Source organism: Halomonas sp. MCCC 1A13316 (genome assembly GCF_014931605.1).
Lineage (GTDB): Bacteria > Pseudomonadota > Gammaproteobacteria > Pseudomonadales > Halomonadaceae > Halomonas.
In genome coordinates, this window is the sequence record NZ_CP053382.1 from 474,825 (window position 1) to 495,171 (window position 20,347).

At 61.8% G+C, this 20,347-nt stretch carries 17 protein-coding genes and 1 tRNA gene; 8 read left to right on the forward strand and 10 right to left on the reverse strand.

Going from position 1 to position 20,347, the window contains the following annotated elements:
- The 4 genes from HNO52_RS02210 to HNO52_RS02225 form a co-directional block, all read right to left on the reverse strand.
- Complete coding sequence (locus HNO52_RS02210) at positions 1–2,034, reverse strand: capsule polysaccharide biogenesis protein (protein ID WP_232090489.1); 2,034 nt, start codon at positions 2,032–2,034, stop codon at positions 1–3.
- A 268-nt stretch (positions 2,035–2,302) separates the two neighbouring features.
- A complete protein-coding gene (locus HNO52_RS02215) occupies positions 2,303–3,241 on the reverse strand; it encodes a TraI domain-containing protein (protein ID WP_197567456.1) in 939 nt (312 codons plus the stop codon).
- The gene (locus tag HNO52_RS02220; protein ID WP_197567457.1) at positions 3,228–4,442 is read right to left on the reverse strand and encodes a tyrosine-type recombinase/integrase; all 1,215 of its coding nucleotides are present in this window, start codon (positions 4,440–4,442) and stop codon (positions 3,228–3,230) included. Before HNO52_RS02220 ends, HNO52_RS02215 begins: the two co-directional genes overlap by 14 nt.
- Positions 4,435–4,677, reverse strand: a complete 243-nt coding sequence (locus HNO52_RS02225) for a hypothetical protein (RefSeq protein WP_197567458.1) — start codon at positions 4,675–4,677, stop codon at positions 4,435–4,437. Before HNO52_RS02225 ends, HNO52_RS02220 begins: the two co-directional genes overlap by 8 nt.
- Before the next feature lie 153 nt (positions 4,678–4,830).
- On the opposite strand from HNO52_RS02225, the gene HNO52_RS02230 reads away from it, so the two are divergent.
- The gene (locus HNO52_RS02230; RefSeq protein WP_197567459.1) at positions 4,831–5,040 is read left to right on the forward strand and encodes a helix-turn-helix domain-containing protein; all 210 of its coding nucleotides are present in this window, start codon (positions 4,831–4,833) and stop codon (positions 5,038–5,040) included.
- A 191-nt stretch (positions 5,041–5,231) separates the two neighbouring features.
- On the opposite strand, the gene HNO52_RS02235 is transcribed toward HNO52_RS02230, so the two are convergent.
- A tRNA-Met gene (locus HNO52_RS02235) sits at positions 5,232–5,308 on the reverse strand.
- A gap of 200 nt (positions 5,309–5,508) precedes the next feature.
- Here HNO52_RS02235 and phbB point away from each other — a divergent pair.
- A complete protein-coding gene (gene phbB / locus HNO52_RS02240; protein WP_197567460.1) occupies positions 5,509–6,255 on the forward strand; it encodes an acetoacetyl-CoA reductase in 747 nt (248 codons plus the stop codon).
- 59 nt (positions 6,256–6,314) lie between these two features.
- On the opposite strand, the gene HNO52_RS02245 is transcribed toward phbB, so the two are convergent.
- Entirely contained in the window at positions 6,315–9,098 is a 2,784-nt protein-coding gene (locus tag HNO52_RS02245) for a DUF349 domain-containing protein (RefSeq protein ID WP_197567461.1), read from the reverse strand.
- Between the two features lie 256 nt (positions 9,099–9,354).
- Here HNO52_RS02245 and minC point away from each other — a divergent pair, with 256 nt between their 5' ends.
- The 4 genes from minC to sbcB all read left to right on the forward strand — a co-directional run bounded on the left by minC (position 9,355) and on the right by sbcB (position 12,762).
- Entirely contained in the window at positions 9,355–10,092 is a 738-nt protein-coding gene (gene minC / locus HNO52_RS02250) for a septum site-determining protein MinC (RefSeq protein ID WP_197567462.1), read from the forward strand.
- Between the two features lie 51 nt (positions 10,093–10,143).
- A complete protein-coding gene (minD, locus tag HNO52_RS02255; protein ID WP_167120165.1) occupies positions 10,144–10,962 on the forward strand; it encodes a septum site-determining protein MinD in 819 nt (272 codons plus the stop codon).
- Positions 10,959–11,210 carry a cell division topological specificity factor MinE gene (minE, locus tag HNO52_RS02260; protein ID WP_010630224.1) on the forward strand — a complete coding sequence of 84 codons (252 nt, stop codon included), beginning with the start codon at positions 10,959–10,961 and terminating at the stop codon, positions 11,208–11,210. Before minD ends, minE begins: the two co-directional genes overlap by 4 nt.
- A gap of 61 nt (positions 11,211–11,271) precedes the next feature.
- Entirely contained in the window at positions 11,272–12,762 is a 1,491-nt protein-coding gene (sbcB, locus tag HNO52_RS02265) for an exodeoxyribonuclease I (RefSeq protein ID WP_197567463.1), read from the forward strand.
- 74 nt (positions 12,763–12,836) lie between these two features.
- Here the strand turns inward: sbcB and HNO52_RS02270 are convergent, their stop codons facing one another.
- A complete protein-coding gene (locus HNO52_RS02270) occupies positions 12,837–15,722 on the reverse strand; it encodes an insulinase family protein (RefSeq protein WP_197567464.1) in 2,886 nt (961 codons plus the stop codon).
- Positions 15,723–15,730: 8 nt separating this feature from the next.
- Positions 15,731–16,405, reverse strand: a complete 675-nt coding sequence (locus HNO52_RS02275) for an SOS response-associated peptidase (protein WP_197567465.1) — start codon at positions 16,403–16,405, stop codon at positions 15,731–15,733.
- Positions 16,406–16,563: 158 nt separating this feature from the next.
- Between HNO52_RS02275 and HNO52_RS02280 the strand changes: the two genes are divergently transcribed.
- Both HNO52_RS02280 and HNO52_RS02285 read left to right on the forward strand, forming a co-directional pair.
- Complete coding sequence (locus tag HNO52_RS02280; RefSeq protein ID WP_197567466.1) at positions 16,564–17,181, forward strand: TetR/AcrR family transcriptional regulator; 618 nt, start codon at positions 16,564–16,566, stop codon at positions 17,179–17,181.
- Positions 17,178–17,903, forward strand: a complete 726-nt coding sequence (locus tag HNO52_RS02285) for a 1-acyl-sn-glycerol-3-phosphate acyltransferase (RefSeq protein ID WP_197567467.1) — start codon at positions 17,178–17,180, stop codon at positions 17,901–17,903. Before HNO52_RS02280 ends, HNO52_RS02285 begins: the two co-directional genes overlap by 4 nt.
- Here HNO52_RS02285 and HNO52_RS02290 read toward each other — a convergent pair whose 3' ends face one another.
- Both HNO52_RS02290 and HNO52_RS02295 read right to left on the reverse strand, forming a co-directional pair.
- On the reverse strand, positions 17,904–19,190 hold the full coding sequence (locus tag HNO52_RS02290; RefSeq protein ID WP_197567468.1) for an HlyC/CorC family transporter: 1,287 nt from the start codon (positions 19,188–19,190) through the stop codon (positions 17,904–17,906).
- 76 nt (positions 19,191–19,266) lie between these two features.
- A complete protein-coding gene (locus tag HNO52_RS02295; protein WP_197567469.1) occupies positions 19,267–20,067 on the reverse strand; it encodes a cytochrome C assembly family protein in 801 nt (266 codons plus the stop codon).
- Positions 20,068–20,347: the final 280 nt, after the last annotated feature.

Here is a 20,347-nt window from a genome sequence, read left to right on the forward strand (position 1 = left end):
TCAGTGCCTTCCGATAAACAGGTTGCGATAGCCGCGGTAGAGGCGGCGCGAAATCGGCAGGGAGAGATGAGTGGGGCGCTGCTGTTCCAGCCAGTCCACGACGGTCTCCACATTGACGATGTGCCCCGAGTGCGGCTCCACGTAGGTGGGGTAGAGAATCAGGCAACCGGCGACCAGCTCGTCCAGACTAAGCCGACGGTGACGGCGCGGGCACGTCATTCCGCGGTCATCGGTGAGACCCCATCCGGCATAGAACGGCATGCCGTACGTCACCACGTGACAGTCCCTCATTAGGGCCTCAAAGCCGGACAGGGAGCTCATGGTATGCAGTTCATCAACATGCCGCAGGAGATTGGTAATGCACCCGTTTGTTACCTGCCGGTTGAACTGCTGGGTGGCATGGCTGTCGAGCTGGCCCAGCCGTGCCCCGGTAACCACGTCTGGATGGGGCTTGTAGAGGATGTAGGCATCCGGATTGTCACCGCGCACCCGATGCAGCAGCTCACTGTTGGTGGTGACCTTTGGCGAGCCTTGGCGGAGCGATGCATCGCTCTCGACCTGTCCGATCACCAACAGGCACCGTTGACCAGCCGGTAGCTCGGGCAGCGGATCGCTGTTTCGCCCAACGTTGTATTTCGTCAGCCCCAGCTCGACCAGGCGTTGACGCAGCCGGCGTGCGCGTGTCAGCAACCTGTCGTTGAAATCCGTTTCCAGCAGAAGGTGCTCGAGGTCGCTGGGGCTCGACGGGTCGTAGTAGATGCCTCGGCTGTCGAGCACCAGCGAGAGGGGTCTGATCAAATCGACGCCCAGGCCAACGGAGCGGATGAACCCATCCTCGATCCGCCATACCGATGCCGGCGCATCAGAGGCTGGCTTCGTCCGGGTATCGTGCTGGCTGGACCAGACCAGCTGGCGTTCGTCGGGACCGGGGGCGGCATGCTCTACTGTGGCGACGTGGCGCAGACGGGCGCTATCCCCCAGGAAGTGACTTATAAACCTCTGCTTCCAGACCGAGAAGCCGACGCCGAGCCAGTTGCCGGCGAGTGTTTCGTTGCGCCGCTTCTGCTCGGCGATCAACTCAAGCGTGTCTTCGAAGCGGCAGCTCTGGCCTGTATAGGGATTGGCATAACGGGCATAACGCAAGTAAGCGGCATCGAAGAGCTGCTCCAGGGTTCTGGGTTGGCCCCGTCTCGCACAGGTCTGGCGATCTTCGGTCAGTCCCCAGCCGGCATAGAACGGCATGCCATGGCAGACGACACGCTTGCCGGCCATGAGGGCCTCGAAGCCGAGCTGGCTGGTCACCACATGCACAGTCTCTACCGCGTCGAGGAGGGCCCACGGATTGATGTCTGCGGTGATCAGTCGGCAGCGAGCCGGCAGTCCAGCCTGCATCAGGTGACCTTGTTTTTTGCCGGCGGCCACGTCGGGGTGGATCTTGACCAGGATCTCGGCGTCGGGATGCTCGGCGAGTGCAACCTCGAGCATCGTCTGGAAACGGTGGGCATTTGCCAGGCCGAGAGTAATCGAGGCATCACCGACAGTCTGGTCTACTACCAGCACGCGAGGGCCTGTGCCGGAAGGGAGAGGATGATCAGGTGCGTGGTTATATTTCGACAGCCGTAGCTGCCGCAGACGTGCCATTCCATCCCTTGCGCGCTGGAGCCTTTCTGGATCATCGGGCGCGGCGTGTATCAAACGCTCCAGGTCCGAGGGGCGTGTGGCGTCGTAATAGATTCCGGTTTGATCCACGACCAAGCTATGAGGAGCATGACCCATCACCCCCAGACCCCTGGAGCGCAGGAAACCATCCTCAATCGCCACGTAGGCAAGACCATGGCGCTTGGCTATCTTGCGTGCACGCGAGGAGGTCGACTTCATACCCCAGCCGATGACGGCCCCATAGCGAGAGGGCCGCAGCACTGGCAGTGACTTGAAGCCACAGTACTCGGGTAGACAAGCAGGCAGGATCGAGAGTCCAGCCACCCGACGGTTGGCGGTGATCGCTTGCGTACGGATTGCAATCAGATTGCCCAAGAGTGTGTTCCCTGCTGCGCGAGGCAGTCACCAGGCGCTGTCCGGCTGTCGTTGATGCTCGGTGGTATTCCCGGAAGTGCCCTAATTTTTCTGAAGGGCCGGAGTCTATCAGAAGTCAAAAAGAATAAAGGGTGAGATAGCGCAGGATTGTGGCCCTTATTGAACGAAGGGCGGCGTGGAAAGGCCGTTGGTGCCGCCTTCCGCCGCCCGTAGTGAGGATATGCCTATGTAGGTGGGAGGATGAGAAAGTTTGGCTGGTGGCGTAGTCTCAAACGGCTGGCGACCAGAAGAGTTCTTTTCCCTTCTTGACCAGTCCATGGCGAATACCCTGGAAAACTGATTTTTGCCGATGGGCCATGGCACTTTGTCCATCGGCATCCCGCACGTAACGCGCCAACGTGTTGGCTGGCTGGGTGCCATAGCGTGCTCCAGGGGAGGCGCTGGTCCAGATATGCCTGAGAGTGATGGCCAGTTCTGGTTCGTGACGATCAAGATAAGCCAGGCCAAAGGCACACGCTTCCAGCGTCAGGGCATGGTGATCGCAGAGACGCCATGCCAAATTGGGCTTGCCTTTCGAGTCGTAGGTGTACGTCTTTCCGATATCGTGTAGCAACCCGGCGACAAAACCAAGCTCCTGAAGCAGTCGAGGCATGTTGGGCTCGTTGAGTTGGATCATCGCCACGACGTTTCTGGCGACATCGACAGAGTGCTCCAAGAGACCGCCGGGATACGCATGGTGATGAGATCGACTAGCAGGCGCGTTGAGAAAGGATTCAAGGCGATCTTTGCGCTCGATTACCCGCCTGATGAAATGTTTGAGATGAGGCGAACTCAAAGAGCGCACCGACCCTACCAGCATATCAAGAGAGGACGGCACCGGGCAGTAGACGCGTGGCATGCTATTAAGTACTGGCTGAGCGTTGGCCTCGGCAGGGCAGGCCTTGTGAATATCAATGAGGCGCACATCAAGATTGAGCGGGTTCTTGGGGCAGCGAATGCCAGCTACCTTGATTAGATCAAGATATCCGATATCTTCCGGAACATGAACATGATCAACGTCCAAGCCGGCGATATGGTCACCCTCGAAGTGGCTGAGCCGAAGCCTGAGATAGGGGGTACCGTGGCTGTCGAAATCGACGATGCGTCCCGTCAAGCGGAAAATGCCAGTAAAATTTTCAGTGCAAGTAGGGGGATTACTCTTTTTCATGTACCGGCTCCTTGGCCTGAGAAATGGCGGTATTAACGAGTTTTTCAAAAGCTGAGCCATCCATGCGAGTGGCGTTGGGGATATAGCGTGAATAGACTTTGAAAAGCATGTCGGTTGAGGAGTGCCCCAGGACGCGAGCCACCCACTCAGGATTTTCCCCGGAAGCCAGAAAGAGAGTGGCAGCCGTATGACGAGTTTGGTAAGGCCGGCGCTTGTTTAAGCCAAGCCGTCGAAGCAAGGGATACCAGACGCGCTTGGTCACATTATTGTGGTCAAGAGGTTCGCCCTGGCGATTGCAAAAAACATAGCTGCTTCTTCCTTTTGTTGCCATGTACTGTTCTTTGAGAGCTTCACATACGGGACCCAGCATAGGGACTTCACGCTGGGATCCATCGGTCTTGGTGTATTCAGTCTCGCCTTGTATAAGCGTTTCCCGTACTAGTATCTCTTGCCTTTCAAAATCTACGCACTGCCACTTCAGGCCATCTATTTCGCCCGTTCGAAGTCCAGTATAAAACCTGACAATGTAGTAGTTTCGGTAGTCTTCGCGGACTTGGCTGATTATTCTATCCACTTCCTTGAGAGAAAAAGGCTCGATGTGACTCTTCTTTAGCTTGAGCGGTTTGATGTTCCTGTAGGGGCTCTCGAAGCCATACCGATCCGCAGCTTCATCCATGACCATTTTTAATATCGCCATGTGGCTGTTGATCGTCTTGGGAGAGAGCTTGATGTTTGCTCCCCTGCCTTTGCGGTTGGCGAGGCTGGACCGAAACTGCAGAAGGTCAGCTTTGCTGATCACCTTTATTCGCTTCGCTCCCAAGAGTGGCTTCAGTGAGTTGTCGATAATTGACTGAACATTCCTGGTATGAGATTTGCGCCACTCAACCTGCATCTCGCTGAACCACTGGGAAGAAAATTCAGCCAACGTGACAGAGGTGGAAAGGCTTTCGACTTCAGAAGTTTCATCTACGGTTGCCCGAGCTTGCTGAACCTTTTTCAGGTTTCCGCTGCCAGGGAAGAACTCGGCATAATCAAACTCATCGAGAAGAATTTTGGCTTCAATCCGCTGGAGCAGACACTCGACCTTCTTTCGATTGGCCGGTGTGTCATGCAGGGCAGTCTGCTCTCGGCAGCGCACGCCGTGAAAGAAGAAATCCAGGTAGAGTTTCCCCGTTTCCTTGCGTGCCCTGACCTTACCCATGACATACGGCTCCACCCGCCATGGGGATGCTCAAGTCATCGGCAGCCGAGCTGGCCATCATTTCCTGCTCGACCGCTTCCCAGAGGAACAGGATCTTCCGGCGGCCAAACGGCTTGATGTAGTGCTTGCCTTCAAGTAGGACGGTGTCCTTGAGGCACTGACGGATGGTGCGACAGTCATACTTGATGCGTGCCGCGAGTTCTTCCGTGGTCAGGTAGGTGAAGGAGGTATCCATCGAAAACGCCCTCGTATGGTGATAGCCTGAATCTACAAAAGGCATTCGCAGTAGCCAAATGCCATCCTGAATGACATTTTAGCCTGCATAATCACACTTGCAAGGGTTTTTTGTCATCCTGGATGCAAAAATTAACTCTTGGATGAGGTGGGCATGATCCGATGCCATTTGGCACGCCTGATGGGCGAACGCAAGATGAAGATCGTGGACGTGGCGAGGGAGACCGGGCTGAACCGCAATACCGTGACCCTCCTTTATAGGGAAACAGCGCAGAGGATAGATCTCGAAGCACTGGAGAAGCTGTGTCAGCTTTTCGACTGTGAAGTGGGGGAGCTACTGGAGTACGTGCCGGAAAATTCGTAAACCGGCAGGGCAGGGTGGGTCGAAGATAGGTTGTGACACTGTAGACGGAAGGTCGCCGGGTGTGGGCTGCTTTTGGGTACAACAACTATTGGCTGGACACAAGACCGTCACAATGGTGTCACAGCTGGACTTTAGAGTTAGAAACGAAAAAGAGGCGGATCAGCAATTGCCTGATCCGCCTCTTTAATATTTGGTAGCGGGGGCCGGATTTGAACCGACGACCTTCGGGTTATGAGCCCGACGAGCTACCAGACTGCTCCACCCCGCATCAACGTGAGGCGTATTCTACGCTTTTTCTGCGCTGTGTCAAGGTGAGCGACGTTGTTAGTGCAAGCGTGGCGCTTGTGTCCATAATCAGTGAGGGGGAAGCTTGAAGGCAAGCCCTTCTGGCAGCATCCTGTTATGGCTGGCTTGCCCCGGTAGGTCTAGCAATGAGACTAAAAAGCGTCATGATCAGGGAGGTGGAATATGACTCAAACAGCACCCGTAGCGTGGGTTACCGGCGGAACCGGGGGTATCGGTTCGGCAATCTGCCGCGGTCTGGCAGCTGCGGGCTACCACGTGGTGGCGGGCTACCATAATCCGGAAAAGGCCAAGACCTGGCTCGAGACACAGAAAGCCGACGGATTCGACAATATCTCTCTGTCGGGTGTCGATCTGACCGACTACCAGGCGTGTGAAAAAGGCACAAAGGAAATCGAAGCGGCACATGGGCCGATTAGCGTATTAGTCAACTGTGCCGGGATCACTCGCGACGGCACGATGAAGAAGATGACCCCCGAGCAGTGGCACGAAGTTATCGACACCAATCTCAACACCGTATTCAACACCTGCCGCAGCGTCATCGAGAGCATGCTCGAGCACAAGCATGGGCGCATCATCAACATCTCTTCGATCAATGGCCGCAAGGGCCAGTTCGGCCAGGTCAACTACTCGGCAGCCAAAGCCGGCATGCATGGCCTGACCATGGCACTGGCTCAGGAGACGGCCACCAAGGGCATCACCGTCAATACCGTGTCGCCCGGCTATATCGCTACCGACATGATCATGAATATTCCCGAGAACGTACGTGAAGCCATTCGCGAAACCATCCCTGTAAAGCGCTATGGCACGCCGGAGGAGATCGCTCGGCTGGTGGTGTTCCTGGCTGATAAGGAGTCAGGCTTCATCACTGGCGCCAACATCGATATCAATGGTGGTCAGTTCATGGGTTGAAAGCTGCTGAGCCTGCACGGGAGGCCCCTGGGCCTCCTGTTTTCGTCTTACAGCAGACGTCAGGGAGGTGGCAGGCGAGTAAGACGCGTGAGTAGCGAGTCGAGCTCACTCACTTCGAGTTGCCACTGCTCGGGAGAGACCGGCCCCGTCGCCAACAGGTTGCGCAATACGATACGAACCTCCTCGGCGCGACTCAGCTCGCGGCCTAGGCCTTCGTTGAGTCGCTCGACCTGGATGGCCAGACGCAGGGGTTCGTCATGCTGGCTGACACGGCCCATCGAGAGCAGTGATAGATGAACGCGCAGGCGCGCCAACCGTTCGCTGACTTCCTGAGTGGGCGGTGGATTTCGCCGCGAGGCGTTGCGCTGCTCGTGTGCGCTGTGCATGTCTTCGGGGAGGTCGAGTTCGGGGTCGAGGGAGATGTCTTCACAGGCGTTTCCCTCGAGGCATGCGGCATCTGCCGCCAGGTGAGCGTCGAGCAGGGAGCGGCAGGCCTGCCAGCGCTGGATCTCTTCCACTACGGCCAGGCGTGCCAGACGCTCACGGCGGGCGCGTACGATGCCGCTCCAGCGACGCCGCATGCCCTCCGTACGTCGTCCCGAGGGCAGCGGCTCTAGGGCCGCCGCCTGGCCGAGTGCCTGCTCCAGCACGTTACTGTCGGCATAGCGGGTAGGCTGCCAGGCATCGAGTCGATCGATGAGCGTCTGCATCTCGTCGAGACGCTGACGCGCTCGCTGCACGCGGTCGTCACGCTGGGCCTCGCGCATGGCGAATATCTGATCACAGGCTGTGCGGAACTCGCGCCATAGCGTCTGTTCCTCCCCACGCGGGGCGCGGCCTAGTTCCCGCCAGCTCTGCTGCAGGTCCTTGGCGCGTTCTGCTCGGGCATCGGGGGCTAGCGGGCGCTCGATCAGTGCCTGGGCCTCGTCGACAAGCTGCCGCTTGGCGTCGGCCACCTCCTTGGCGCGCTGGTCGATCAGGCTTTGCAGCGCAAAGCGGATGCGACCGAAGCGTCGCCCGATCGCTTGGGCCTGTTCGCGCGGCACGGGGGAGTGACGGCGCCACTCTTCGCGTGCCTGGTCACGGATGCGCCGCAGAGCATCCGGATCGGCGTCGGCGGCGGGCACGTCCAGCAGGGCCTCGAGCTGCTCGCACAGAGCGGTGCGTGCCTCCAGATTGCGCATTCGCTCGTCGGCCTGGCGCTCACGCCACGGGGCCAGGCGTTCGTGGATGCGGTCGGAGGTGCTGCGAAAATGTTCGGAGAGCTCGCGGCTGGCAGCAGCATCGCCGAGTCCCTTCCAGTCGCGCACTAGCTGGCGGTGGCGCCGGTCTAGCTCGGCTTCCGTGATGACGGTGTCGCCAGCGAGCTGATCGATGGCCTGACACAGCTGTTCGCGCTTGGGTCCCGCAACGAAACCGCGCCAGTCGCGTAGCTCCGCGAGACGGGCGCCAAGCCGCTTGAGCGTGGCTTGATGTGGTCGCAGGCTCGCCGCGGGCAACGAATCGGCTCTATGCCTGAGACTCTGATGGAGGCGACTGGCGCCCTTGAAGGCGCCATGGTCGAGTAGCTTTTCCAATTGGGCAAGGTCCTGAGCGAAGCGCTCGAGGCGTGCCTCGAGGGCCTCTTCCTCCGATTCCTCTCTGCCTGCCAGCAATTGCTGCGCGCGGGCGAGTAGCGGCGTTGGCGGTAGCGAGTCGGGCCAGTGGCAGGCTTCGAGACTGATTCGCAGCCGCTCGGCGTCCTTCTCGCGCAGGGCTTGCTCGATTTCAGCGACATGACTCTCGAGGCGCTCCCACGCAACGAGAACTTCATCGTAATCGTGCAGCACGGTGTCGTAGCGTTGGCGCAGCGCCTCGTCGGTCACGTGGAGGTCGGAAAGTGCTTGCCAGCGGCTGGCCAGTAGCACTTTCTGGGCACGCAGACTGGCGATGTCCTGGCCGGTCACACGATCGCCGCGGGGCAGGCCGGCGAGGCTCTCCTCAAGTGCCTCGAGCAACGCTTCCCGGGCTTCTGCCGCCTGTTCCCGTCGACGGTCCGTCTCGGCGCTGGCGTGTTGCTGGGCTTCGTGATCCGAGATGACCTTGCGACAGCTAAGGCTGGCCTCCTGAAAGCGACGTTCCTGGTCGATACCGGGCAGGTCGTCGAGCGCTTCCCACTCGCGCACCAAATGCCGGAACCGGCCCGCATAGAGGGGCTCCCAAGGCGCCCTGGCATGCGCCTCCAGCTTTGCCAGCAGCGTTTCGCGCTGAGCCCTTGCTGCGGCCAGCGAGGCGGCATCCGTGCGCAGCCGGTTCAGGCGTTCGCGCGCCTGGCGCACCACCTGTCGGTCACGGCGCGCTTGCTGAACCAGACGCTGCAGGCCGACTTCGCTGGTGACTCGCGTTGCGGCGGCGTGACGCACGGCGGCGATGCCATTGTCGCAGGCCTGCTCGATGAGGTCCTCTTCCGCTGTCAGGCGAGCGACAGCGGCCAGGCGCAGTTGCTGATTATCGCCTTCCAGCGCCAGGCGCGACAGCAACTCCCTGTCGTCGAGCCGTTCGACGATGTTCAGGCGCTGGGGTAGATCGAGGCCGCCGCTCTGGCCGCTGAGCAGTACGACCAGGCGGCGGCGTATCTCGGGCAGCTCCGGCTGGCGGCCCAGGAGTTCGAGGAGCGTCTCGAGTGAATCGACTCTTTCCAGTGCCGCCTGGCGGACGGAGGCTTCCGCATCGAGGCATAATGCTTCCAGGGCCTGGCGCTGTTCCGGGCGTGCGGGGTCGAGCCGGCTGATGGCCTGATATCGCACCTCGGCGTCGGGGTGCTGCCAGCGCGGGGCGAATAAGCGGCGAAGGAATCCGGGCATGAGGCATCCTGCAAGTGAGAGGCGCAGCCGATTGCTGTGCAAGCCGTATTGTTGCTGTCGAGTCGGCGTCTTTCGTCTAAGGTATGTTATCTAAGCACGCGCCGCGGTTATGGAAAAGCCTGCCGGAACAGGAGCGTGTAGACAAATGGCGACAATGGCCGCCGAGCCTTGGCTGGCCGTATCATCAGTTGCAGGGGGGATGGGAGTCGCTTAGCTTTAGTCCCACGACCCGACAACACCCGAGTGGAGTCCGGCAATGAGCCTCAAAGTGGACAGGGCAGACATGGCATTCACCTTCAAGGGGGGCATGCTGCCCATGACGGTCATGGAATTGGCTAGCGCGGATCCGGAGCAGATCCGCGAGCAGCTTTCGGGAAAGCTTAGTCAATCCCCTGCCTTCTTTCAGCATACCCCTGTGGTCCTCAGCGTCGAGAAGCTCGACGAGCCTCACCTGGCTCTGGAGCGGATCTGTGCCGTATGCCGTACCCACAAGCTGCTGCCAGTGGCGGTACGTGGCGGTGCCGACCCCGTCAAGCAGTCGGCGTGGGCGCTGGGCTTGGGCTGGTTCCCGCCCTCTGATGGCGCGCGTGCTCGCTCGCTCGAGGAGGTGCCGCCCGTTGAGGCGGAGGCACCAAGCGAACCCGAGGCAACGGCCTCGGCGGCCAGCGGCGGTCGAATCTACCGCGGTACGGTACGTTCTGGGCAACAGGTGAGTGCGCCCGATGGCGACCTGGTGGTCATCGGCGCCGTCAATGCCGGGGCGGAAGTGCTGGCAGCCGGCAGCATACATGTCTATGGCGCCCTGCGCGGCCGTGCACTGGCCGGTATCCACGGTGATGTCGAAGCCGGCATTTTCTGCCGCGAGCTGCGCGCCGAGCTGCTTTCGGTGGCGGGTAACTACAAGCGTCTCGAGGACATCGACCCGCATCTGCTGGGCTCCTCGGTTCAAGTCGCCCTGCGCGATGCTCAGTTGGGGATTACCTCGCTGGCCTAGGCGGTTTACGCTCTCTTCGTCTTACTTCGTCTATCCAAAGGAACGTGCAACTTGGCCAAGATTATCGTAGTGACCTCAGGCAAGGGTGGGGTCGGCAAGACTACCAGTGCAGCGGCCATCGCCACCGGGCTGGCGCTGCGAGGCAACAAGACCGTCGTCATCGATTTCGACGTAGGGCTGCGCAACCTCGACCTGATCATGGGTTGCGAGCGCCGCGTGGTGTATGACCTGGTCAACGTGATCCAGGGAGAGGCCGGGCTCAACCAGGCGCTGATCCGCGACAAGCGAGTCGACAACCTGCATATTCTGCCGGCCTCCCAAACTCGCGACAAAGATGCGCTGACGTCCGAAGGCGTCGAGAAGGTGCTCGATACCCTGGGTAAGGACTTCGATTATATCCTCTGCGATTCCCCTGCCGGCATCGAGCGCGGCGCTCAGTTGGCCATGTACTACGCTGACGAGGCGATCGTGGTCACCAACCCCGAAGTGTCGTCGGTGCGTGATTCCGATCGCATCCTCGGGCTGCTCGCCTCCAAGACGCGGCGTGCCGAGCGCGGCGAGGATCCCGTCAAGGAGCACCTGCTGATCACCCGCTACAATGCGACCCGGGTCGACCATGGCGACATGCTCAACCTCGAGGACATCCGCGAGATTCTCGCCATCGATCTGATCGGCCTCATTCCCGAGTCCGAGGCGGTACTGCGTGCCTCCAACCAGGGTGTGCCGGTGACCCACGACGACAACAGCGATGCGGGTCAGGCCTACATGGATACCGTTTCGCGCCTGCTCGGAGAAGAAATCCCGCTGCGATTCCATGAGCTCCAGAAGAAGAGCCTGCTGAGCCGCATGTTCGGAGGAGGTCGCCGGTGAAGTTACTGGAATTTCTGAAGCGCGAACGCAAGAAAACCGCCTCGGTGGCCAAGGAACGGCTGCAGATCATCGTCGCGCATCAGCGCAGCCAGCGCGGCCAACCCGACTACATGCCGATGCTGGAGAAGGAGCTGCTGGAGGTGATTCGGCGCTACGTGCAGGTCGATGACGACGCCATCAACATCAGCCTGGACAGCGAGGACAACTGTTCGGTACTGGAGCTCAACGTCACCCTGCCGCGCAGCTGAGTCGCTGGTGAGGTTATGGTAGGCTGTGCCGCTCAGGACGCAGTCAGGAGACACCGCGCCCATGGCGAAGCCCAATGCCGCCCCGATGACCTTCCTGTGGCACGACTACGAAACCTTCGGCGCCGATCCTCGTCGTGATCGGCCTTCGCAGTTTGCCGCGATACGTACCGACAGCGACTTCAATGAGATCGGTGAGCCGATCGAGCTCTTCTGCAAGCCGAGCGATGATTACCTGCCGCATCCCCAGGCATGCCTGATCACCGGCATCACGCCGCAGCAGGCGCGTCGGCGCGGGGTGCCCGAAGCCGAGTTCGCCGGGCGCATCCATGCGCTGATGAGCGAGCCCGGCACCTGTGCGCTGGGCTACAACAGCCTGCGCTTCGATGATGAAGTGAGTCGCTGCCTGTTCTACCGCAACCTGCTCGATCCCTACTCCCGTGAGTGGCAGAACGGCAATTCACGCTGGGACCTGATCGATGCGGTGAGGGCCTTCCATGCCCTGCGCCCGGCGGGTATCGAGTGGCCGCGCCGCGAGGACGGCTCGCCCAGCTTCCGGCTCGAGCACCTGACCGCGGCCAATGGCATTGCCCACGAAGGTGCTCATGACGCCGTGGCCGACGTGCGTGCCACCATCGCCCTGGCGCGGCTATTGCGGCAGCGTAACCCGCGCCTCTTCGACCACCTGCTGGCGCTTCGCAGCAAGCGAGAGGTGGCCAAGCGCCTCGATATTTCCGCACGCAAGCCGGTGCTGCACGTGTCGCGTCGCTACCCGGCCAGCCGTGGCTGTAGTGCCCTGGTGATGCCCCTGGCCGAGCATCCCACCAATCCCAACGGAGTGATCGTCTACGACCTGTCAGTCGACCCTCAGGCCCTGCTCGAGCTGAGTGCCGAGGAGATCCGCCAGCGGGTCTTCGTCAGCAGTGACGATCTGGCGGAAGGAGAAGAGCGTATTCCGCTCAAGGTCATTCATATCAATCGCAGCCCGGTGATCCTGCCTGCCGCTGCGCTCAAGGACGTGGAGGGGCCGCGCCAGGGCGAGTACGGCGAGATCGTCGAGCGGCTGGGGTTCGACCTGGCCTCTTGTCGCGCCAACTGGAAACGTCTCGCGACGAGCCTCGAGGCGGCGCAGAAGGTGAGTGAGGTCTTCGCCCAGCCGCCCCCCGATGGCCCCCATGACCCGGATCTGATGCTTTACAGCGGCGGCTTCTTCTCGCCTGCCGATCGCCAGCAGATGGAGCGGGTGCGCGCAATGGCTCCCTGGGATCTGGTGGATGCCAGGTTCGCCTTTCAAGACCCCCGCCTGGAGGAGATGCTGTTTCGCTACCGCGCGCGCAACTATCCCGACACTCTCAGCAGCGAGGAGCAGGCGCGCTGGGAGGCCTACCGCTGGGAGCGCATGAACGACGGCGCCGTAGCCGGATTCACGCTCAAGGATTTCGCCCGCGAGATCGAACGGTTCAACCAGGTAACGTTGAGCGACCGTGACCGCCAGATTCTCGAGGAACTGGTCATGCATGTCGAGGGGATGATGCCGGCCCAGGCCTTCGGCTGATCTCGACGCTTGCCTGCTTAAAAAACTGCGCCTGGCCATTTGGCCGGGCGCAGTGGTGTGAAGCTTTACCAGAATCAGTCTTTTGCCTCGGGTAGTGGCTCCAGGTGCCGGCTCAGGGCTGCGACGTCGCTGGGCTCGTCACCCGGGTCATAGGCAACGATGGCGCCGGGCGACTCGAGCAGCCTGGGCCAGGTTTCGCGCAGGTCGTCGGCAGAGACTGCCAGCACCCGCTGGGCCAGGCGCTCGCGGCGATCGAACTGAGTATCGCCGAACGACAGGGCACGCCATAGACGGCTGGTTCGCTCCGACAGGCTGGTATCGCGCTGTAGCAGACTGTCATGCACCGCCTGACGGTAGGGTGCCAGGTCTGCGTCCTGCATCGCAGCCAGACGCTGGCTGAATTCCTCGAGGAAGGCGTCGATATGGGTCTGGATCGCGCCGCTCGGAGTATCGGGAGACTGTACCAGCAGACTCAGCCCCGGGGCGTCGAGCAGTGGCGAATAGCCGGCGCTCACCACGTAGCCCAACTGCTTTTCGGTGCGCAGACGCTGGTAGAAGGGCGTGTCGATCACCTGCCCCAGCACCGAGAGGCGTGCCTGGGCATCGAGCGAGCGGTCTTCTCCCTGCAGGTAGCGCAAAACCAGCGACTCCTCGCGGGTCGTGCGGGGGTGCAGCGTGGGCAGGTCGGCTTCGACGCGCAGCGGCGTCAACTCGGGTATTGCCTCCTGGGGTAGTGTGGGAGCGAGCATTTCGGCCACGAGGCGTCCTTCGCGCCGGGCCAGCTCGGCGTCGAGATTGCCGATGGCAAGCGCCTGTAGGCGCAGATCGCCAAGGAACTGCTCGCGAAAATCGCGAAGGTCGTCCACCGTCAGGTCGCGGCTGGCTTGCAGCAGGCTGTGAGATGGCCAATGCGGCCGCATTAGTGCTTCGGCCAGGGTGCGGTGTCCCTGACGGAACAAGGCCGACTGGGGAGCGTTGCGCCATTCGCGCTGCAAGCGGTAGCGCACCCGCTCGAAGCTCGCCGCGTCGATGTCTCCCTCGAGCAGCTGCTCGAGGGTGCGACGCATGACCCGGTCCTGGCGATCGCGCCAGCCGGAAAAGGCCAGCGTGATGCCGCGGGCATGAGCGTAGGCATCGACATCGTGTCCGGCCAGGCGCGCCGCATAGAACTCCTCGTTGAGGCTATCATCCAGCCAGCCAGCCAGCAGGTCGGCCAGCACGGCGTGGCGTGGGTCGCTGCTGGCCTGCGGATTCTGCAGGCTGAAGCGCCACTCCACCTTGGGTGAGTTGAAGCTGGTGTCCGCCATGTGCCATAGGCCGAAACCCTTTTCATCAAGCAGTTGAGTGGGCCGCTCGTCCTGCGCGTCGAGCAGTGCCAGATCCTCGGCAATGAAGGGGTTGGGGGCGGGCAGGGTGAGGCCCGCCAGTGGCTGTGCTTCGTCCAACTCCGGCTCGACTAAGCGCCAGGGCGTGTCGAACCAGGGCGAAGTCCGCTCACCCTCGACGTCGGGCCCGCTGTAGACACGCAGCAGCGACTCGGGACGCAGGGCATCGAGATACTCGTCGACCAGTTCGCGATCGAAGCCATCCATCCGGTAGGCGGCATACTGCACGTCCTCCACCGGAAAGCGGGCCAGGTTCATGGCCAGGCGCATGGCGTTCTGCAACGACGAGCCTTGCTGCTGGAAGCGGAACTGCTGTTCGGCAAGCTGAGCCTGCTCGGCATAGCGCCACTCCTCCAGGCCGCTTTCCCGGATCTGTTCGATCGCGGCGAATAGCGTCGCCTGGATATCGTCGATGCGCTCGGCGCCGGCAGGCGTCAGGCTGACCCTGACGGTGAAGAGTGCATGACGCTCGTCACCGCGGCCCACGCCGGCAGAAAGTCCATCTGCCAGCCCGGCCTCGCGAAGTAAGGCGAACAGGCTGCCTTCGCCTTCGTGACCCAGCAGGTGGGAGAGAAACTCGGCGGGCTTGTGGCGATAGTGCTGCAGCGGGTCCGGAATCGGGAACATGAAGCTCACGTGGCGGCTGTCGCGTATCGACTGGAGCGCCACATAGCGCGGCAAGTTCTCCTCTTCGATCAGCGGTTCCTCGATCATGGGGCGCTCGAGGCCGCGGTCGGCGATGCCGGCGAAGCGCTCGGTCACCATGGCTTCCAGTTCGTCCAGCGGTTGAGGTGCGACCACCGCCAGGTGCATGACGTTGGCATCGTAGTGGCTCTGGTAGAAATCGATTACCCGCTGGCGCAGGGAGGGTTCGTTCTCGGGTCGATCGGCCAACGTTTCGCGGCTGCCTACCGAGAAGCCGGTGAGAGGGTTGTCGCTGTTGAGTACCTGGTTGAGCACATCGTTCTCGCGCCGACCGTCGTCGCGGATGCGTGACATGTACTCGGAATGAACGATGTTGCGTTCGCTTTCCAGCTTCTCGGGGTTGAACAGCGGAGAGAGGAAGAATTGGCTAAAGCGGTCCAGCGCACCGGGTAGTGCCTCGGGCTCGATGTCGAAGAAGTAATTGGTGTCCTGCGGTGCGGTGAACGCGTTGTGGCTGCCGCCGTGACGCTGCAGGTAGCCCTGGTAGGCGTCGGCCTCGGGAAAGGGCTCGGTGCCGAGGAACAGCATATGCTCGAGGAAGTGGGCTAGCCCCTGCAGATCTTCCGGGTCTTGTGCGCTACCCACGCCCACATTCATCGAGACGGCTGCCTGGTCGGCCTCGGGGTCGCTGACCAGCAGCGTGGTGAGTCCGTTTTCGAGCAAAAGCACGCGATAGTCGCGGTTATCATGAGGGCTGACGTGAGGCAGCACGACCTCATCCACCGCCTCCTTGGGAGAGGCGCTGGTATCGTCTGGCTGCTGTGCCTGGGCGAAACCAGGCAGCAAAAATCCAATCAGCAGGAGGCTTGCAAGCCAGGCTGGCAAGTATCGGCGGCCTGACCAATGCAGGGGCGGGCGGGACTTGAACATCTTCTCTCCTATTGGTTCCAGCGCAGCATGGGGCCCGTCGGATGGGCGCAGGCAGGATCCTGGTTGGCAGGGTCGTTCACCCTTCTTGATACCGGAAAGGCGCCCAACAGTTCCCGAGGGGCAGGCCGAAGTAGCGCGCGGGCGGCTTCCGGCGTCGTTCGCGGATCGAGCCAGCGCATGGCGTCGTTGGCATCGATCAGGGCGGGCAGCCTGTCGCTGAGTGGTGCCAGGAAGTCGTTGGTCGGGACGGTGATCAACGCCATCGAGTCGGCGTGCTCGGTCAAATCGGTATGGTAGCGACACCAGATGCTGGCCAACAGCATGGGGCCACGATCGACACGGGTCACCAAAAAAGGTTGCTTGAAGCGTGGCTGGGCTCTCCAGACATAGACGCCCCCCGCCGGTATCAGGCTGCGGCGGGCGATGAAGGCATCGCGGAACATGGGGCGGTCATCGAGCGATTCGGCCCGGGCACAATGGGGTGCGTGATCGAGTACGGTCAGCCAGGAGGGTGTCAGCCCCCAGAAGACCTGGCTCAGGCTGGCGCGACCGGCTTCCAGTCGAATATGCGAAATCGGGCGCCTCGGCGCCAGGTTGGTGGCGGTCAGCAGGGGTGTCTCCCGATACAGTTCGGGCAGCAAGCGAGCCATGTCGAGTGGTGGAATGTAGAGGCGGCCGGCCATGGAGTCTCCGGGTGACGGGATGGCGTCAGGTTAGCCAAGCCGGGGAAAACAGAAAAGGGTTGGTGCGCAGTGGTCGAAAACAGTGTTCGATGTGCGCTATCCTAAGCTACCGGGCGAAGCACTGTCGCCCGTGATGTGCAACCTCCGCGAGGAACCCGATGGCTCGTCCCCGACAGCATGCTCCCGAAGCGCTCCATGCCCAGGTCATGGCCGCATGCGATGACTGGCTGCAGGGCAACCCCGTGCATGCGCTCTCGCTGCGCGCACTGGCGCGTGAGGTGGGCTGTGCGCCGAGTACGTTGCTCAAGCTCTACGGCAGCTTCGGCAACCTTCTTCAGCATGTGAACATCGAGACCCTGGCTCGGTTGCGCATGGTCATCGAACCGCTGACCGAGGGTACGGAACCCGAGAGGCAGATGCGTGCCCTGGCGCTGGCCTACTGGCAGTTCGCCCAGCGCGAGCCGTTTCGCTGGCAGCTGCTGTTCGATTACCCACTGGCCCAGGAGGGTGAGCTCGACCAGCGCCAGTCGGACATGATCGAAGCGCTGTTCCTGCGCATCGAGATGAGCCTCAAGGAGTATCAGCCAGCGCTCGGCGACCTGGAGGCCAGGCGCCTCGGGCGCACCCTGTGGGGCAGCGTGCATGGCCTGGTGCAACTGGGGCTCAACGAACGCCTGGGCTACTGGCAAGGGCAGCAGCTTGAAGTGCCGGAGCTGCTCGATCAACTGCTCTTCACCATCCTCGCCGGCCTGAGACACAGGTCCGATATCGCGTGACGCTCGTGGTGTACGGGGTGCTCGGCTCCCTGTTGTTGCTGGGGAGCTGGCGTGCGGCTCGTGCGCCGCGACCGCTCATCCGCTTTCTCATCTTCCTGCTGATCCATTGTTGTTATCGGCTGCGCCTGCGTGGACGTGGCTTCATTCCGGTCACCGGGGCGGCGGTAGTGGTGTGCAACCATGTCAGCTTCATGGATGCGCTGATCATGGGAGGGGCTAGCCCACGTCCGCTGCGCTTTCTGATGGATCGGCCGATCTACGAGTCGCCCTGGCTCAACTGGCTGTTCCGCCTGGTCGGGGCGATTCCGGTGGAGTCCGACCGGCGCGACCCTGGCAGCGTGCGCCGCGCACTGGAAGAGGTCAGCCGGGCGCTGCGTAGCGGCGAAGTGGTAATGCTCTTTCCCGAGGGACGCTTGACACCGGATGGCGAGGTGCAGGCATTTCGCCGTGGGCTCGAGATGATACTGGCACGCGATCCGGTGCCGGTCATCCCGGCCGGGCTTTCCGGTTTGTGGGGCTCGTGGACCTCGCATCGCGAGGGCCCGGCGCTGTCCAAGTGGCCGCGGCGCTTTCGTGCCAGGGTGGCGCTCTACTTCGGTAAACCGATTCCTTCAAGGCTGGCGCGTCGTGATCTGCTGGAGGCGCGGGTGCGGGCGCTCAAGGCCGAGGCCGATGGTTGGGCCTGTCCGCTCGAGGCGCCCTCCTCGCCACGGCAGCGCTGATCACGGCTGGCGCTGGCGGCCGCTGCGCACAACCTGCCAGCAGCGTGCCGAAGTGATCAGATTGTCGCGGACCTCGAGAATTTCCATGCGAACATTGCCTATCTGCAGGCAGGCGGGTCCGTCGGGGAAGGCTTCCAGATGTTCCAGAATCAGGCCGTTCAATGTCTTGGGGCCGTCGGTAGTCAGTTTCCATCCCAGGGCCCGGTTGATATCGCGAATGTTGGCGGTGCCGTCGATCACGTGGCTACCGTCTTCTTGGCGATGAATCTCCTGGTCCTGGCCGGCCACGTCGGTGGTGAACTCGCCGACGATCTCCTCGAGGATGTCCTCGAGCGTGACCAGTCCCTCTACATCACCGTACTCGTCCACCACGATGCCGATGCGGCGCTTCTGCTTCTGGAAGTTGAGCAGTTGGGTGTGCAGCGGCGTCGACTCGGGGATGAAGTAGGGCTCGCGCGCCTCCTGCACGATCGAGGCCTTGGTCACCTCATCTCGTGACAGGAAGCGCGCCGCATTGCGCAGATGCAGCATGCCGATGATGTTGTTGATATCACCCTTGAACACCGGCAGTCGGGTATGTTGGCTGGTGCGAATCTGGGCCAGGATGGCTTCCAGTTCATCGTCGAGGTCGATCCCCACCACCTCGTGACGCGGCACCATGATGTCGTTGACCGTGACGTTCTCGAGGTCGAGGATTGACAGCAGCATCGCCTGGTGGCGACGTGGAATCAGGGTGCCCGCTTCGTGCACGACGGTGCGCAGCTCATCGCGGGTCAGGCTGTCGGCGCCGCCTTCGATGCTCTTGACCCCGAGCAGGCGCAGCAGGCCGTTGGAGACGGCGTTAACCAGCCATACGAGAGGGTAGAGCAGCTTGAGCAGCGGTTCGAGTATCAGCGAAGAGGGGTAGGCGACGCGTTCGGGCTTGATCGCGGCATAGGTCTTGGGGCTGACCTCGGCGAAGATGAGGATCACGATCGTCAGGATCAATGGAGCGACCGCGGGGCCGGTGACATCGCCGAAGAAATGGATGGCGAGCACGGTGGCGATGGCGGCCGCCAGATTGTTGACCAGGTTATTGCCGATCAGGATCACGCCGATAAGCCGGTCCGGGCGTGCCAACAGCCGCAGGACCCGGCGAGCCCGACTGTCACCGCTATTGGCCTCGTGATTCAGCCTATAACGGTTGATCGACATCATGCCGGTCTCGGAGCTCGAAAAAAAAGCGGAAAGACAGACGAGCAGGAAAAGCAGGCCGAACAGCAGTCCCAAAGGGAAGTCGTCGCTCAAGGTCGAAGGATCCTCACTGGCGTGTCAGCCCCCGTTTGTAGGGATTAGGTTCGTCAGTGTCAAGGCGACTTCCGATTCAGGTACGGTTGAGGATGACTTCCAGCACGATTTTACTGCCGAAATAAGCCAGCAGCAGCACCGCGCTGCCACCCAGGGTCCAGCGGACGGCACGCATGCCTCGCCAGCCAAGCACATGATGACTGATCAGCAGGGTGGCAAAGATCACCCAAGCTGCCAGGGAGAGGATCGTCTTGTGGGCCAAGTGCTGGGCGAACATGCTTTCGACGAACAGAAAGCCGCTGAAGATCGACAGGGTGAGCAGCGCCATGCCGGCCCAGATCAGTTCGAACAGTACCCGCTCCATGGTGGTCAGCGGGGGCAGCACCTGTACCACGCCGCGGGTGTGGTGATGGCGCAGAGCCTGGTTTTGAAGCCCCAGCAAAACCGCCTGGCAAGCGGCGATGAATAGTGTGCCGAAGGCCAGTGCTGAACTCATGGCATGCAGGGCGATGCCCGGCGTCATGCCACCGGTGCGCTCCGGGCTCGGTAGGCCTACCGCCAGCAGCAATGCCAGGCCGGATACCGGAAACAGGGCCACGGCCACGCTGAGGACCGGCTTGGCCAGGCTGACGCTGAGTAGCAGGATGACCATGATCGCGGTCAGCACCGCCGCACTGGTCGAAAGGCCGGGCATCAGGCCAGGGCTCTGATCGATCAGCTTGAAGGTCACGGGAAGATGGAACAGCAGGCCCAGCAGGCCCAGGACGCGAACCAGGGCGGGGCGCTGCGGCACGCGCCGAAGCAGCGCAAGCCCTTGCCAGGAAGCTGCGCCCAGGTAAAGGATGAGAGCCATGATGGCCAGAGGAAGCGCCTGCATCGATTGTCGCCCGTACGCCGCTGGCGGCGTCTGTACATCTCAGGGTGGATGGAATCTGCCGAGGCCACTATACCCAATCCTCGCTGCGGCGCACAGCCGTGACACGCGGCCGGATGCATGGAGACTGGCCGCTGCAAGGCGTATAATGTCGCCCAGATTCTTCAACCGCATTATCTGGGCTGTTCCATCGCCGGGCGAAGCGCGATTTGCGGCAAGCGTGACGCTTCGCCGCAGGTGCCTCTCGAGACGCCGAGCCGACAGCCTGACAGCCGGAGTGGCT